The 2,411-nt window shown below is 61.0% G+C and carries 3 protein-coding genes; all 3 read left to right on the forward strand.

The features are described 5' to 3' along the window. Window positions 1-1,212, forward strand: a 1,212-nt coding sequence (locus NW809_RS12010) for a dipeptide ABC transporter ATP-binding protein (protein ID WP_414402245.1), incomplete at its 5' end; no start/stop codon positions are given. Window positions 1,213-1,359: 147 nt separating this feature from the next. Further along, window positions 1,360-2,115, forward strand: a complete 756-nt coding sequence (locus NW809_RS12015) for a response regulator transcription factor (RefSeq protein WP_011430714.1) — start codon at window positions 1,360-1,362, stop codon at window positions 2,113-2,115. Window positions 2,116-2,227: 112 nt separating this feature from the next. Continuing rightward, on the forward strand, window positions 2,228-2,411 hold a 184-nt coding region (locus tag NW809_RS12020; protein WP_414402246.1), incomplete at its 3' end, for an SAM-dependent chlorinase/fluorinase.

Raw genomic sequence — 2,411 nt, forward strand, 5'->3', positions numbered from 1 at the left:
AAGCTGTTGATTGCTGATGAGCCGACTACCGCCTTGGATGTAACGGTGCAAGCCGAGATCTTGCGCCTGCTCCGGGATCTGCAGCAGCAGCGACAGATGGCGATCCTCTTCATCACCCACGACCTCAATTTGGTGGCGGAATTGGCGGATCAGGTGGTGGTGATGTGCCGGGGCCAAGCCGTGGAACAAGGATCGGTGAAACAGATCTTTTGGGATCCCCAGCACCCCTACACCCGCGGCCTGCTGGCCTGTCGCCCACCGTTGGAGCGGCGGTTGCGGCGGCTGCCCACCGTCCAGGATTTCCAGGAAAAGGGGGGATCCCTCGAGGAGCGGTGGCAGCAACTGGAGATCCCAGCCGCCGAAGAGGAAGAACGGCTGCGCCAGATATGCAGCCAGCCCCCTCTGTTGCAGGTGCGGGAGTTGCGCACCCACTATGCCGTCCGTCGCGGGCCATTGGGCCGCCAGGTGGGCGAGATCCGAGCTGTGGACGGGATCAGCTTCGACCTGTATCCAGGCGAAACCCTGGGGGTGGTGGGCGAGTCCGGCTGCGGCAAAACCACCCTGGGGCGAACCCTGTTGCGTCTAATCCGCGCCAGTTCCGGCCAGGTAATCTACGACGGAGAAGACTGGCTCCGCCTGCCGCCTCGGCGCCTGCGCCGCTTGCGCCGCGAGATCCAGCTTATCTTTCAGGATCCGGCAGCCTCTTTGGATCCGCGCATGAGTGTGGGAGCCAGCGTCATGGAGCCGATGGTGCTGCACGGGATGGGGAGAAACGCCGCCGAGCGGCGAGCACGAGCCCAACGCCTGTTTGAACGAGTCGGGTTGGATCCCGAGGCGCTGGATCGTCTGCCCCACCAGTTTTCCGGCGGGCAGCGGCAGCGGATTTGCATTGCCCGCGCCCTGGCTTCGGAGCCGCGCCTGCTCGTCTGCGACGAGGCAGTGTCTTCCCTGGATGTCTCCGTACAGGCCCAGGTGCTGAACTTGCTCAAGGATCTGCAGGAGGAGCTGGGACTGACCTATCTGTTCATCTCCCACGACCTGAGCGTGGTCAAGTTCATGAGCGACCGCATTCTGGTCATGAACCGAGGCCGCATCGAAGAAATTGGCCCTGCCGCTCAGATCTACCGGAACCCGCAGCAGGACTATACCCGCCGCCTCATCGCCGCCATTCCCAAAGGGGATCCGAAAAAGCGTGCCCGCCAAGCCGGATGAAGGGTCTCCCCTGGAGCCGCGCCCACCCGCCTCCCGGCCAGATTTGCAATGAGGCTAGAATTAAGTAAACTTTGAGTCGTAAAGCTTTGGACTCTTGTTAGCTGATTTAACAAAACGTTTTATCCGCAGTTTGGGCTGCAACCGGCTATGGCTCGCATACTCATCATTGAGGACGACCCTTCAATTCTGGATATTCTGCGTATCAATCTGGAGTTGGCGGGCTATGAGGTCGTGAAGGCCACCGATGGGGTACGCGGACAAGCACTGGCTCTGCAGGTTCTTCCGGATCTCATCATTCTCGACCTGATGCTGCCCCAGGTGGACGGCCTGACGGTTTGCCAGCGCTTGCGGCGGGAGGAGCGCACCAGCGAGATCCCGATCCTGATGCTCACCGCCCTCGGCCAAACCCAAGACAAGATTGAAGGCTTCAACGCTGGCGCCGACGACTACCTGACCAAACCCTTTGAGGTGCAGGAGCTGCTGGTGCGGGTGCGGGCCCTGCTGCGACGTGCCGATCGCATTCCCCAGACGGCTAAACACGGCGAGATCCTCACCTATGGCCCCCTCACCCTGGTGCCAGAGCGCTTCGAGGCGGTGTGGTTTGGCAAAACCATTAAGCTCACCCACCTGGAGTTTGACCTGCTCCACTGCCTGATGCAGCGGCACGGCCAGACAGTCTCCCCCAGCGAAATCCTGCAGGAAGTGTGGGGCTACGAGCCCGACGACGACATCGAGACCATTCGCGTCCACATCCGCCATCTGCGCACCAAGCTGGAGCCGGATCCGCGCCACCCCCAGTACATCAAAACTGTCTACGGGGCGGGCTACTGTCTGGAGCTGCCCAACATTGCCGATCCCCAGCCGCTGCAGCCGGAACTGGCAAAAGACTCCTCTTCCCCGTAAAAACCACCTGCCGTAGGAGAGCTAAAAGTTCCCAGAGGGCTGGCAAGCGCTGCTTAGCTCGCCAATGAAGGTCATTAGCCTACTCACTGATTTTGGTCTTCAGGATCCCTACGTGGGCATTCTGAAGGGGGTGATTTGGGGGATCGCGCCCCAGGTTCAGTTTATCGACCTTAGCCACGAAATCCCGCCTCAGGACGTGGCAGCGGCCCGTTTTGCCTTGATGACGGCCTATCCCCATTTACCTTCTGAAACCATTCACCTAGCGGTGGTAGATCCAGGGGTGGGGAGCAGCCGAA

This window comes from Synechococcus sp. WC101 (genome assembly GCF_047461555.1).
In the GTDB taxonomy this organism is placed as follows: domain Bacteria; phylum Cyanobacteriota; class Cyanobacteriia; order Thermostichales; family Thermostichaceae; genus Thermostichus.

Excerpts from the sequence above, each read along its gene's own strand:
- NW809_RS12015 (WP_011430714.1), top strand. The coding sequence starts at position 1,360 with ATGGCTCGCATACTCATCATTGAGGACGACCCTTCAATTCTGGATATT.